At 36.0% G+C, this 13,314-nt stretch carries 9 protein-coding genes; 2 read left to right on the forward strand and 7 right to left on the reverse strand.

The genetic code is table 11. The annotated features are described in order from the left end of the window. Nucleotides 1-39 precede the first annotated feature (39 nt). A complete protein-coding gene (locus tag ACFFHT_RS07570) occupies nt 40-1,350 on the reverse strand; it encodes an L-cysteine desulfidase family protein (RefSeq protein ID WP_382374984.1) in 1,311 nt (436 codons plus the stop codon). Nucleotides 1,351-1,655: 305 nt separating this feature from the next. Here ACFFHT_RS07570 and dnaK point away from each other — a divergent pair, with 305 nt between their 5' ends. Both dnaK and dnaJ read left to right on the forward strand, forming a co-directional pair. Then, nucleotides 1,656-3,572: a molecular chaperone DnaK gene (gene dnaK, locus ACFFHT_RS07575; RefSeq protein WP_382374986.1), complete on the forward strand. Its 1,917-nt coding sequence runs from the start codon at nt 1,656-1,658 to the stop codon at nt 3,570-3,572. Between the two features lie 129 nt (nt 3,573-3,701). Beyond that, a complete protein-coding gene (dnaJ, locus tag ACFFHT_RS07580; RefSeq protein ID WP_382374988.1) occupies nt 3,702-4,823 on the forward strand; it encodes a molecular chaperone DnaJ in 1,122 nt (373 codons plus the stop codon). A gap of 58 nt (nt 4,824-4,881) precedes the next feature. Here dnaJ and ACFFHT_RS07585 read toward each other — a convergent pair whose 3' ends face one another. The 6 genes from ACFFHT_RS07585 to ACFFHT_RS07610 form a co-directional block, all read right to left on the reverse strand. Then, nucleotides 4,882-5,838 carry an ABC transporter permease gene (locus tag ACFFHT_RS07585; RefSeq protein WP_382374990.1) on the reverse strand — a complete coding sequence of 319 codons (957 nt, stop codon included), beginning with the start codon at nt 5,836-5,838 and terminating at the stop codon, nt 4,882-4,884. Nucleotides 5,839-5,862: 24 nt separating this feature from the next. Beyond that, entirely contained in the window at nt 5,863-7,380 is a 1,518-nt protein-coding gene (locus tag ACFFHT_RS07590) for a sugar ABC transporter ATP-binding protein (RefSeq protein ID WP_382374992.1), read from the reverse strand. Nucleotides 7,381-7,544: 164 nt separating this feature from the next. Next, nucleotides 7,545-8,483: a substrate-binding domain-containing protein gene (locus tag ACFFHT_RS07595; RefSeq protein ID WP_382375050.1), complete on the reverse strand. Its 939-nt coding sequence runs from the start codon at nt 8,481-8,483 to the stop codon at nt 7,545-7,547. A gap of 442 nt (nt 8,484-8,925) precedes the next feature. Then, nucleotides 8,926-9,642 (reverse strand): 3'-5' exonuclease, encoded by a 717-nt coding sequence (locus ACFFHT_RS07600; protein ID WP_382374994.1) that lies wholly within the window; start codon nt 9,640-9,642, stop codon nt 8,926-8,928. Next, complete coding sequence (locus ACFFHT_RS07605) at nt 9,639-11,498, reverse strand: DUF294 nucleotidyltransferase-like domain-containing protein (RefSeq protein ID WP_382374996.1); 1,860 nt, start codon at nt 11,496-11,498, stop codon at nt 9,639-9,641. Before ACFFHT_RS07605 ends, ACFFHT_RS07600 begins: the two co-directional genes overlap by 4 nt. 68 nt (nt 11,499-11,566) lie before the next feature. Further along, nucleotides 11,567-13,258 (reverse strand): solute:sodium symporter family transporter, encoded by a 1,692-nt coding sequence (locus tag ACFFHT_RS07610; protein ID WP_382374998.1) that lies wholly within the window; start codon nt 13,256-13,258, stop codon nt 11,567-11,569. Nucleotides 13,259-13,314: the final 56 nt, after the last annotated feature.

Below are 13,314 nucleotides of genomic sequence, written 5' to 3' on the forward strand. Positions count from 1 at the left end.
TTTCCTTTTAGTTAGTTATTTTAACCACGTTAGTATAACTTATTTACACTGGTTTTGTGGTTTATTTGCCATAATTTCAATGATTTGGAAGTCAGTATGTTGCATACTTTTACAAGCCAACGCACATAAGTTATCAATACTACGATCAATCGTATGTTCGACAATACCTTCATCTCCAGTAACACCAGTTTGATTCATTGCCATTAAGACAGATTTATAGGCAGAGGTAACACTAGTGGACACTTTCATCGCACAACTGTTGGCTGCACCATCACATAACATACCGCTAATATCACCAATCATACTGCTGATTGCCATTGCAGCCGTTTCAAAACTATTAGTAATTAAATAAGAAATGCCTGCACAACTGCCCATTGCTGCTGTGGTTACGGCACACAGTGCAGAGAGTTTTGGTAATTTACTATGAATAAAAATTGCCATTAAATGGGAAAGAAATAATGCTCTAGTGCGTTGTTCTGCACTTACGTTGAGATGATCAGCAACAATAACCACAGGCATCGTTGCCGTAATTCCTTGATTTCCAGAACCAGAATTACTCATTGCTGGTAATGTTGCACCACCCATACGTGCATCTGAAGCAGAGGTGGTATGGATCATAATTCTCGATAATAAATCATCGGAGAGTAAACCATCGCCAATATGTTTTTGTAATGTACGTCCAATATGTAACCCATAATCTTGGCGTAATCCCTCTTGCGATAATGCAGAATTTAATGTTTCGGCTTGATTGATAAAGTTAATTTTAGCTAAATCAACTTGCATTGAAAAATCAAAAATATCTTTTGCTTTTAATTGGTTAAATATACCGTGTTGATCATGATCACCTTTTAGTTGAGAAGGGGCTTGATAAATAATTTGTTCATTTTTTTCGATCAACATAATTTGGGTATGTTGGTCTTCAATCACGACTCGTACCCAATCATTTCCAGCATATAAAGTGGCTTCTGCATAAAGAATATGATCAGTTTGTTTAATAGAAACAGTCACCAAATTATTTTTTAATAATGTTTTGGCTGTTGTTAATTGTTCAGGGGAAATATGTTTTAACACTTCTAGTCCTGCATCAGGATCGCCACCAATCGCTCCGATTGCAGCGGCAATCGGTAATCCGACCATACCTGTTCCAGGTACAGCAACGCCTAAACCATTTTTCATTAAATTAGGTGAAACTTTACCTATAATTTTTTCAGGTGTTTTGCCTAAATATTTCGCTGCAGTAGCTGATGCTAAGGCAAGTGAAATGGGTTCGGTACAGCCTAAAGCAGGCACAACATCTTGTTTAACAATTTCAATTAGTGCTTGTTCAAAAGGTTGTAAAGATGGATTCATAAGACCTCATAGGTTACTGAATTGGTTAAAGATAAATTATATTTGCTAACTATACACAGTAATGTGATAAGTGCTAGTCAAATCAAGAAAAAATTTATTCAATCACTAGAATAATTTGAAAAAATAAAAAATTTTTTTAACTTACCCCTTGAAAATTTGATTTTAACGTCAATTTAGTGGGGCACGAACAATAAGGTGATAGATTGAAGAAGAGAAAATTTAAAAATTGCCTCTTGTAATTTAAAAAATGAGCCTTATTTAGTCGAACGTCAAAAAATGAATTTAAAATCAGGAGAATAACGATTATGGGAAAAATTATTGGTATTGACTTAGGTACAACAAACTCATGTGTTGCAGTAATGGATGGTGACAAACCACGTGTTATTGAAAATGCAGAGGGGGATCGTACAACTCCATCAATTATTGCTTATACACAAGATGGAGAAACTCTTGTAGGACAACCAGCAAAACGTCAAGCAGTAACAAATCCAAAAAATACTTTATTTGCAATTAAACGTTTAATCGGTCGTCGTTTTACCGATGATGAAGTTCAACGTGATGTAAACATTATGCCATTTGATATTGTTAAAGCTGATAATGGTGACGCTTGGGTAGATGTCAAAGGTGATAAAATGGCTCCACCACAAATTTCTGCTGAAGTATTGAAAAAAATGAAGAAAACAGCAGAAGATTTCTTAGGTGAAACAGTTACTGAAGCGGTAATTACTGTGCCAGCTTACTTCAATGATGCACAACGTCAAGCAACAAAAGATGCTGGTCGTATCGCTGGTTTAGAAGTAAAACGTATTATTAATGAACCAACTGCTGCGGCATTAGCATATGGTTTAGATAAAGCAAAAGGTAATCATACCATTGCAGTATATGACTTAGGTGGTGGTACATTTGACCTTTCAATTATTGAAATTGATGAAGTTGATGGTGAAAAAACTTTCGAAGTATTAGCAACAAATGGTGATACTCACTTAGGTGGTGAAGACTTTGATAACCGTGTAATCAATTACTTAGTGGATGAGTTCAAGAAAGAACAAGGTATTGATTTACGTAATGATCCATTAGCAATGCAACGTTTGAAAGAAGCTGGAGAAAAAGCAAAAATTGAACTTTCTTCTGCACAACAAACTGATGTAAATCTTCCATACATCACTGCAGATGCGACTGGTCCAAAACACTTAAACATCAAATTGACTCGTGCAAAATTAGAATCTTTAGTTGAAGATCTTGTTGCAAAATCAATGGAACCAATTCGTGTGGCATTAAAAGATGCGGATTTAAGTGTTTCTGAAATCAATGATGTGATTTTAGTTGGTGGTCAAACTCGTATGCCATTAGTACAACAAAAAGTGGCTGAGTTCTTTGGTAAGGAACCACGTAAAGATGTCAACCCAGATGAAGCGGTAGCGATTGGTGCGGCAGTACAAGGTGGTGTATTAGCTGGTGATGTGAAAGACGTATTATTACTTGACGTAACTCCATTATCACTTGGTATCGAAACCATGGGCGGCGTAATGACAACCTTAATTGAAAAGAATACAACGATTCCAACGAAGAAATCACAAGTATTCTCAACTGCAGAAGATAACCAAAGTGCGGTAACTATCCATGTGTTACAAGGTGAACGTAAACGCGCAGCTGATAATAAATCATTAGGTCAATTTAATTTAGAAGGTATTAACCCAGCACCTCGTGGTATGCCACAAATTGAAGTTACATTTGATATTGATGCTGATGGTATTATCCACGTTTCTGCGAAAGATAAAGGTACAGGTAAAGAACAACAAATCACTATCAAAGCGTCTTCAGGGTTAAGTGATGAAGAAATTCAACAAATGGTGCGTGATGCAGAAGCAAATGCAGAAGCAGACCGTAAATTTGAAGAGTTAGTTCAAGCTCGTAACCAAGCAGATCACTTAGTTCACTCAACTCGTAAACAGTTAAGTGAAGTCGGTGCAAACCTTGCTGCAGATGATAAAGCTGCGATTGAGAAAGCAGCAAATGATCTAGAAGCAGCTGCGAAAGGTGAAGATAAAGCAGAAATTGAAGCGAAAACGCAAGCATTAATTCAAGCAGCAGAAAAATTAATGCAAGCGGCACAACAACAAGCTCAAGGTGGTCAAGCACAGCAACAACAAGCACAAGGTAGTGCAAAGAACAGCGGTGATGATGTTGTTGATGCTGAGTTTGAAGAGGTAAAAGATAAATAATATCCTCCTGATGTGGCAGTCTAATAAGCTGCCACAATTTACGATTGGGCGATGGCTAAACACCTCGCCCTTTTAGCGTATTCAAAGGGTTAATTCCAACCTTTCATTCCAACAAAAATAGGAAAACGAATGGCAAAACGTGATTATTATGAAGTGTTAGGCGTTTCAAGATCAGATGATGAAAAGGCAATTAAGAAAGCCTATAAACGTTTAGCAATGAAATTACACCCAGACCGTAATCCTGGTGACAAAGAAGCAGAAGCGAAATTTAAAGAAGTACAAGAAGCTTATGAGGTACTAGGAGATAAAGAAAAACGTGCCGCCTATGATCAATATGGACACGCTGCTTTTGAGCAAGGTGGAGCAGGAACAGGTGGTTTTGGTGGAGCCGATTTTGGTGATATTTTCGGCGATATCTTTAGTGATATGTTTGGTGGTGGACGTGGTCGCCAACGTGTAGTGCGTGGAGAAGATCTTCGTTATGACCTAGAAATTACACTTGAAGAAGCCGTCAAGGGCGTAAGTAAAGATATTCGTATCGCGACATTGGCAACGTGTGACACCTGTCATGGTAGTGGTGCAAAAGCAGGTTCGAAAGTCGATACTTGTAACTATTGTCATGGTTCAGGCCGTATTCGTCGTCAAAGTGGATTCTTTGTACAAGAACAGACTTGTCCACATTGTCATGGTACAGGAAAAATTATTGAACAACCTTGTGATAGCTGTCATGGTGATGGTCGAGTTCATAAACATAAAAATCTTTCTGTAAAAGTACCTGCAGGCGTAGATACTGGTAATCAACTTCGTTTAAATGGTGAAGGGGCAGCTGGGGAAAATGGTGCACCAGCAGGTGATCTTTATGTTGTTATTCACGTTAAAGAACATGATATTTTCCAACGTGATGGCAATAACCTTTATTGTGAAGTTCCTATTAGTTTCACCTTAGCTGCATTGGGCGGCGAAATTGAAGTGCCAACATTAGATGGAAAAGTAAAATTAAAAATTCCTGAAGAGACCCAAACTGGCAAACTTTTCCGTTTAAGAGGAAAAGGAGTAACCTCAACACGTTCACATTATCAAGGTGATTTAATTTGTCGTGTCATTGTAGAAACACCTGTGAAATTAAATAAAGAACAGAAAGAGCTACTACAAAAATTTGAGCAAAGTTTAGAAGGACGTAATCAACATCGTCCCAAGGAAAGTGGCTTTTTAGACGGGGTAAAACGTTTTTTCGATAATTTAGGTAAATAAAAATAGCAATGGCGAGAAAATTCTCGCCATTTTGTTTATTAATAAGCAAGTATTTTACCTAGCTACCTTTTTTACGACGTTTCAAGGTATCAATTAATACCGCAACGACAATAATCATTCCTTTTACAATTTGTTGCCAATATGGATCAACACCAAGCATATTTAAGCCTTTATTGGTTGTCCCAATAATTAAGGCACCAATCACACACATTGGAATGGTACCAATACCACCACTAAGGGATACGCCACCAATTACTGCAGCAGCAATCGCATCTAATTCCCAAGCTAAACCGTAAGATGGGTTGCCAGCGTAAGTGCGTGCTGCTAGCATTGCTCCCGCTAATCCTGATAATGCACCTGCTAAGATATAAACCCAAATTAAGGTTTTGGTGGTATTAATTCCGCAAATTTTTGCAGCATTCAAGTTACCACCAACAGCATAAACATGACGGCCAAAAGTCGATTTACTTAGGAGAATATGTGCACCAATAACTACTAAAATGTATAAGATAACTAATCCAGGTAGCCCAAAGAAATTAACATCTGAAATCCAAGTGAATGCTTCAGAAGAGGCATCAATAGGACGTCCATCAGAGTAAAGTTGTGCAGCGCCACGTGCAATAATCATCATACCAAGTGTGGCAATAAAGGGTGGAATGGATCCAATGGCGGTTAAACCTCCATTAATTGCACCGAGTAAGGCACCTAGTGCAATAGAAAGAGCAAAGGCAAGAAATGCTGCACTAACGCTATCACCACCAGTCACAATGGATGCGGCAACTACTGAAGTTAATGCCACCATAGAACCAGAAGATAGGTCAATCCCAGTCGTTACAATGGCAAATGTTACTCCAATCGCAATAATTCCAAACATTGATACTTGCTCAATAATACTCCAGACAGTTCGTGCAGAGAAAAAGCCATCAATTGAAACGGATAACACTAAAAACAGTGCAATTAAAATAAGAACCATGCCATAAGCATTTAGCATTTTTTTCATCATATCATTCGACATAATTAATTCCCCATACGTTAAGTTTTAGTTATGTGTTAAACCTGAGGCTAGTTCCAGCACTCGTTCTTGTGTTAATTCTTGATGAGGAATAATGCCTACTTGATGCCCCTCATGCATAACCATGACACGATCACTCATCGAAAGTAATTCCAACATATCAGAAGTAATCATAATGATAGTTTTACCTTGTTTAGCGAGTTCAACCATCAGTTTATAGAGTTCTGCTTTTGCTCCTACATCAATTCCTTTAGTAGGCTCATCTAAAATTAAAATATCGGGTTCTAGTAATAGCCAACGAGCTAATAAAACTTTTTGTTGGTTACCACCTGAAAGATTATTGGTAATCACTTCAACATTAGGTGCTTTAATTTTTAGCTTATCTTTTTGTTCAAGTGCAGTACGTTGAGCTTTAGTGACTGAAATTAAAAAATTCTCTAGATAAGGTGACATTTTCGGCATAATCATATTGTCGGTAATGCTTAAATTTAGAAATAAGCCTGTTAATTTTCTATCTTCAGTAACAAACCCAATTTTGTATTTCATTGCATCTAGTGGATTCTTAATTTCGGCTTTTTGCCCATGAATATAGATTTCTCCGCTATCAGCTGGTTTATAGCCAAATAATCCTTCAACAATTTCTGATCTACCTGCACCTACTAAACCAGCGATGCCGAAAATTTCACCTTTCTTGACTTGGAAACTGACATTTTGATATTTCCCTTCACGGGTTAAATTTTTGACTTCTAAGATAGTTTCATCTGAAATATCTACCCGTTCACGTTGGAACATTTCGGACATATCACGTCCTACCATCATTGAAATTAATTCATCTTTAGTAACTTCAGAGGCAGGTTTAGTGCCAATATATTGACCATCACGAATAACGGTAATTTCATCGGACACTTTGAATACTTCGTCTAATTTGTGAGAAATGAAGATAATGGCAATACCGTGATTTTTAACGGTTTCAATAATTTTATAAAGTTGTTCGACTTCAGTTTCAGTTAATGCAGTAGTTGGTTCATCCATAATAATGACTTTGGCATTATTTGAAACTGCGGTAGCAATCGCCACTAATTGAGCTTTCGCGACAGAAACTTCAGACATTTTTACCGTTACATCCATAGGAATACCAAGGCCTTTAAGGATTTTAGCGGCTTTTTCATCCATTTCTTTTTGATTAAGAAAGAATTTGCCTTTAGTTAATTCTCGTCCAAGATAAAAATTATCTGCGATAGTGAGATTTGCGGCTGGGGAGATTTCCTGAGGAACCATGGTTAAACCTTTACGAATTGCATCAATAGGACGTGAAGGACTGAAAGGTTTGCCATTTAATAATATTTCTCCACCCTCATCAGGGATATAGATGCCATATAAAATTTTCATTAAGGTAGATTTGCCTGCACCATTTTCTCCCATTAGTGCATGTACACTGCCTTTCTTTACTTTTAAATTGATGCCATCTAGTGCTTTAACCCCAGGAAATGTTTTAGAAACATTTTTCATTTCTAAGATATAAGGGGTATGGGTTAATGAATCCATTTAGAACTCCTTAAGATACTAGAAGTTTATTATTGTATTTATTCGATTTATTTACGTTATCAACCTAAAAATCTTTGTTATAACGTTATTGCATTCGTCTGTATTTAACTTGACTGCAAATAAATTGGGGAAAGAAAGGGAAATAGATTCCCTTTCCAAACACATTATTTATATCTTGCTTGATATTCTTCTTTTTTATCTGGAGTAACGAGTTCAAATGGAACCCAATTAATTTTTTCGACTTTTTCACCTTTTGCTGCACGATAAGCTGTTTCAGCACCAGTGTATCCTTGACCCTGAGCAGATTGGAAAACGGTTGCATCAAGACCTTTGCCTAAATACTCTAATGCATCAGGTGTTGCATCTAAACCAACAATAATAATGTCTTCATCTTTGATACCTAATTTACGAGAAGCTAGTACAGCACCAATAGCCATTTCATCATTATTACTTACAACAACATTAATTGATTTTTGTCCAGAGAGAACATTTTCAGCGATAGCTAAACCTCTATCACGCTCCCATTTACCCTCTTGTTCTGCAGCAATGGTGATATTTTTATGATCTTTGAAAACGTCTTTATTTCCTTGAGTACGTTTAGTTACCGCATCTTGTCCCAATGGACCGAGTAGAATTAAAGCTTCGCCTTTCTTACCATTAAGCGTATTTACAATGTAGTTTCCTTGAATACGTCCGCCCTCAATTTCATCAGATCCAACAAAACTAGTAACATATTTTTCTAAATCATCATCATTTGGACGGCGGTTTACAATGATTAATGGAATACCTGCATTTTTTGCTTTACGACCAATAGCCTTAACAATGTTAGGATCATTAGGGACAACTAATAAGGCATCAACTTTTTGATCAATAAAGGTTTCCACATCACTTAATTGTTTTGCCGAATCTGCATTCGCATCAGCAAGTTTGATGACAACATCATCATGTTTTTTATCAAAATCACGGATAGCATCTTGAAGATAAGTTTGCCATTTATCGGCAAAAGAATTCATTGGCGCGCCGATTACATAAGTTTTAGCTGTTACAGCTTGTGCTGTTAATAACAAGCCGCTACATAACACAGTTAATAATGTTTTTTTCATCATAGGATTAGCCTTTTTTGTTGAGTTAATCACGATGGAAATACGACTATATTCTATAAAACGTCAATGAAAAGAATATAAATTCCAAATAATGATAATTTGAAATAAATTATCTGGTGCAATATATAGCATTAAGAAAATTTTATGACAATCGTAAAGTTAAAGAATTGTGAAATGTATCTCATTTTTTCGTATAAATTTTATTAGTTTACATTGGAGATAGTAAGAGATTACAAAATGCAATTTCATTTAAATTCTTTTTATATCAACTAATTAATTTATTTTTAATGATTTGTCATTGATTGGCTAGATGGAAAGATTATTAGATGAAAAGTCGGTAATTAGTTATCTAAAGTTAATAAAGTTTAATTCTTTAGCATGTTTATTAGATAGTAATTTTTGCGAATAAAAATTTTATTTTTATTATTTTGAAAATTTAAGATCAAATGATATTGCCTTGTTGACGAATAATCTGTCTTAAAGTAATGGCAGAACTATTAAAAATTTTTGCCATTAGTGCTAAAAAAAGCTCTCCAGTTGCAATTGCATCTGCAATAGCATTATGGGCTAAATAAGCGGGGAGTCCTATTTTTTGGCGAATTTCTGTGAGGCGTAAATCTGGAGTTTGCTGTCCCCAATATTCAGATAAAGATCGAGATAAGGTTAAAGTATCTAGAAAGATTAGTGGTAATGGTGTTGTTGATGATAATTTTAATGCCTGCTTTAAGAAATTTTTTTCAATTAACGCACAGTGAGCAATAATTACTTTTCCAGCCAAATAAGGAATAATTCGTTGTAAACAGTTCTGTTCACTTAATCCTAGTGTTAATACTTCTGGACGAATATGATTAATAATTGCGGTTTCTGGTTTGATTGCATCTCCAGCGGAGAGATAGTAGTGTTGTGATGTAGCTAAAGAAAGCACTTGTTGTTGAATTTCAACCATTCCAATAGAGAGAATGCGATCTTGCATAAAATTCAAACCAGATGTTTCAAAATCTAAAGCAACAAAAGTAAGTTGATCTAAAGATAGTTCTCCTGAAGGTAGTGGGGTTTGAAATAGTGGCAATGCCATTTCAGGAATATCTTGTGTAACTAAAGTATGTTGTCGCTGTTTTTCTAATTGTTTTAAAGGATCCTGCCAAAATTGCCAAATCATCGTAATAATCCTTTTGCATTAAAACGCAGTTGTGCAGCCTCTTGATAACGAGCAATAATCCGAAAGGCATCTTTTAGATGATTTCGTTCAAACGAGGTTAAAGAAGTAGGCTCAATTTCATTTGTTAATGGCTGCTGCTGTAATATAGCTTGTTGTTGATGACGTAAGCGAACTTGATTGATGAATGAGAAAGTTTCATATAGTTCTTGCTGACTTTCTTGATTAATAACGCCTTGTTGACTAGCAATTTTTAATCGTTCGCCTGTGTTTGTGGTTAAACTATTAGCAGCTAAAGCATAAACTCTAGCCAGTTCTATAATTAAATTAACGGCTTGTCGCTTAATATTTAGTACTTTTTGGTTTGCACCATTTTTGGCTAAAACGAATTGACGGAACATACCTAATGGTGGATTAATCCGTAATGAATTTGCAATAAGTAATGCTAAAAAACGGTTATTGCCTTTAATATGCATAAGAATGGTGTGTTGTAGGCTTTCTACCAATGATTCATCACCAAATAAGAAACGAATATCGAGATAGACACTAATATCAAGTAAGGCTTGTGGATCAGGGGTATATACCCATTGACGATAATATTCTTTCCATTTAGCTAAAGATACTGACCATTTTGCTTGATTTGCCATCATATTGCCTTCGCAATAAGGATAACCACAGGCATTTAAACCAGAACAAACAAAATTGCTTAAACGTTGGAAATAATCTTGCTCTTCTGATGTCGGCTGGCGAGCGAGAATTAATCCACTATCTTGATCAGAATTAAGGTGCATTTCTTGTCGTGCTTGAGAACCAATAGCAAACCAAGCATATGGCATAGGTGCTGGACCAAATTCACGTTCGGCAAGTTGTAATAATCGTTTGGTAAAGGCATCTGCGATTAAAGTAAGCATCTGTTGAATTACTTGTGCATCAGTACCAGCCTCTTGTAATGTAAGAAATACCGCTTGTTTTTGTGGTACTAAAGCGAGCAATTCTTCTAAAGATTCTTGACGATAAATACGACTAATTAAAAAGACAGCTTGTACTTTACTTCTTTCAACTAAACTGGTTGCGGTTAATACGCCAATAACATTGTTTTCCTCAACCACGGGCAGACTACGCACATTATGTTGCATCATCATTTCGACTGCTTCAATGAGCAATGCAGATTTATTAATGACCTGAGGATCTTTTGTCATCACTAAACTAATAGGTTGATCAATCGTTATTCCTTCTGCAACCACACGTTTAGTTATATCTCGATCACTAATAATGCCAAGTAACTTATCATCTTGCATAATTAACGCACTAGAACGGTGCATTTTTACCATAATTTTAGCGGTATCTTGGATAGAACAATTAGGTGAAACAATCGCCATTTGTCGATTCATAACCGTTTCAACTGTTTTCAAATAAATAGCTTCTTCGGCTAAATGTGTAGTAGAGTGAGCTAAGCGAACGCTTTCTTTCGCAGCAAAATGATGACGAATTGCTGGATTATTTTCAATTAATTCAAATAGTTTTGATCGAGGAATACGATATAACAGTGTATTTTCGATAGCGATAACGTGATAATCTCCCATTCCTTCTTGGTTAAGTTGGCTAAAACCAAAAAGATCTTCATCGGTTAATCTTGCGCGTAGTTCACCTGAAGGCAACCGCTGTTCAACCGCACCAGAACGAATAATAAATAAACCTTTACCAACTAATTGTTGTTGTTCTAATGGTTGATCTTTAGTGAGATAGAGGATATCGACAACGCCAGCTAAGGCCTGTTGATCGTGCTTGGATAGAAGATCAAAAGGATGAATGGTGGATAAGAAAGTAACGATATTTGGTAAAAGAGAGGTTTCCAACATAACAAAATATTTTATAGTGAGTAAAGTAAACCGCACTTTGGCGGTTTACTTAAGATGATTTATTTTTATTATGCAACAACTTTTTTGGTTTGGGTATGACGTAAAGCCTGAATGATAGACCAAACAACATAAGCAATAGCAAGTGTTGCGACTACATAATAGGTTGGCATTAACCATGCCCCTACATTTTGAGCCAAGAAGGTATACATGGATACAGAAGCTAAACAAATTAATACGGCAACAGGCTTAGTTAATGACCAAGGTTTAATATCCACTTGTTCGGTATAAACTTCTTGATATTCGGTTTCTCGAGGGAAGAACCGACCAATTACCAACATAAATAAGATATTGGCGACAAAGAGTAAACCAATTAAATGGAAGAAGTGAATATCTACTTTAATAATAAAGTTAAATACGATATAAGCAGACATACCAAAAAGTAGTCCTAATTTTGCAGCGATAGCAGGTACGCGTTTAGTTAATAAACCAATTAAGACAACACTTAAAATTGGCGCATTAAACATTCCTTGTAATTGCTGGATTAAATAGAATAAACCATCTGCACTATTAGCTACTAAAGGTGCAGCAACCATAGCAATAATCGCTAAACTTAAACCTAGAATTTTACCAACAGTAACTACTTGGGTTTCAGTGGCATTTGGGTTTAATGATTTTTTATAAATATTGACGGTAAATAGTGTTACTGAAGAGTTTAATGCACCACTGAAAGTTGAAAATACTGCACCGACTACTACGGCAGCAAAGAAACCTACTAATAAATCAGGTAAAACTAATTGTACTAACATTGGATAGGCATTATCAGGATTCTCCATCTGGCCATTGAAGATATGGTAGGCGATGATGCCTGGTAAAATAATAATGCTTGGAATTAATAACTTAAAGAATGCACATAGGAATACCCCTTTTTGTCCTTCAGCCAGATTTTTTGCACCTAATGCTTTTTGGACGATTGATTGATTAGTACACCAGAAAAACATATTGGATACGATCAATCCAGTAAAGAGAGTTGAAAAGGGAACTAATGAATCTTCTGCACCAATAGAATTAAATTTCTCAGGATGAGATTGAAAAACTTCTGTTAGACCAGACCAAACATTACCATCGCCAACATAGCCAAGAGCAAATAAGGTTACGGTTAATCCTCCAACAATTAATCCTACGCCATTTAAGGTGTCTGCAATCGCAATGGCTTTAATACCACCGAATACAGCATAAATAGCACCAATAGCTCCAACTCCCCAAACCATAATTAATAAAGCGGTTGAACGATCTAAATGGAAGACATTAGAAACTTGGAATAAATTTTCTAAGGCGATTGCACCAGTATAAAGAACAATAGGTAGTAATGAGATGACATATAACCCTAAGAATAAAATTGAGGTGATGGTAAGCGTTTGTTTATCAAAACGTTTTTCTAAATATTCAGGGATACTCGAAATACCGAGTTTAAGATAACGAGGTAGGAAGAAAATAGCGAATAGAACAATCGTGATAGCTGCCATGACTTCCCATGCCATTACAATAAAACCAGTACGGAAAGAAAGACCATTTAAACCAACAAGGTGTTCAGTAGAAAGGTTCATCAATAACATAGATGAACCAATATAAATGCCAGTTAAAGAACGTCCACCAAGGAAATACCCTTCGGCAGATTCGGTCAGATGTGCATTACGCGTTTTATAATAAGCATAACCAGCAACAAAGGCGGTAAATGCGATAAATGAAATAAAAGCAAACATTATTTTCTCCTACATCAAGGAAACAAGATTGTTTCCAGTACTAAAGTATCAAATTG

The sequence above is a fragment of the Gallibacterium melopsittaci genome (genome assembly GCF_042433085.1).
GTDB lineage: Bacteria > Pseudomonadota > Gammaproteobacteria > Enterobacterales > Pasteurellaceae > Gallibacterium > Gallibacterium melopsittaci.

Coding starts and splice junctions, on each gene's coding strand:
- ACFFHT_RS07570 (WP_382374984.1), bottom strand. CDS start 1,350: ATGAATCCATCTTTACAACCTTTTGAACAAGCACTAATTGAAATTGTT.
- dnaK (WP_382374986.1), top strand. CDS start 1,656: ATGGGAAAAATTATTGGTATTGACTTAGGTACAACAAACTCATGTGTT.
- dnaJ (WP_382374988.1), top strand. CDS start 3,702: ATGGCAAAACGTGATTATTATGAAGTGTTAGGCGTTTCAAGATCAGAT.
- ACFFHT_RS07585 (WP_382374990.1), bottom strand. CDS start 5,838: ATGTCGAATGATATGATGAAAAAAATGCTAAATGCTTATGGCATGGTT.
- ACFFHT_RS07590 (WP_382374992.1), bottom strand. CDS start 7,380: ATGGATTCATTAACCCATACCCCTTATATCTTAGAAATGAAAAATGTT.
- ACFFHT_RS07595 (WP_382375050.1), bottom strand. CDS start 8,483: ATGAAAAAAACATTATTAACTGTGTTATGTAGCGGCTTGTTATTAACA.
- ACFFHT_RS07600 (WP_382374994.1), bottom strand. CDS start 9,642: ATGATTTGGCAATTTTGGCAGGATCCTTTAAAACAATTAGAAAAACAG.
- ACFFHT_RS07605 (WP_382374996.1), bottom strand. CDS start 11,498: ATGTTGGAAACCTCTCTTTTACCAAATATCGTTACTTTCTTATCCACC.
- ACFFHT_RS07610 (WP_382374998.1), bottom strand. CDS start 13,258: ATGTTTGCTTTTATTTCATTTATCGCATTTACCGCCTTTGTTGCTGGT.